Here is a 331-nt window from a genome sequence, read left to right on the forward strand (position 1 = left end):
TGTCTACGGCAAGCTTCAAAGCCTTCTGCGACGCCGAGCGGCCTTGGTGACTGCCCGCACGGCGATGACTCAGAGCTGGGCTAATGAAGCCCTCTTGAAAGCCGCCTTCCAAACCTTTGTAAAATCGATAGACCGGCTGGATTTGTTGATCCAAAAGAAAATTAAAGAGGTGCTGCGCGAAGCAGGGCTGCACGAGCAAGTTGCTCGCTGCCAAGCAGTAGAAGGTATTGGTTTTCTCACTGCCACTGCCTTGGTAATGGCCTTTATGCGAGGCGAGTTCAAGAGCAGTGATTCGTACATTGCATTCCTGGGAATGGATCTACGAGTGATT

General features: G+C 51.7%; 1 pseudogene. It reads left to right on the top strand.

The annotated features are described in order from the left end of the window. Window positions 1-331, top strand: a pseudogene (locus tag ABI582_RS28725) (IS110 family transposase); the annotation flags it as partial.

It is taken from the genome of Pseudomonas sp. SAS7, from assembly GCF_052112345.1.
Taxonomy (GTDB): Bacteria; Pseudomonadota; Gammaproteobacteria; order Pseudomonadales; family Pseudomonadaceae; genus Aquipseudomonas; species Aquipseudomonas putida_Q.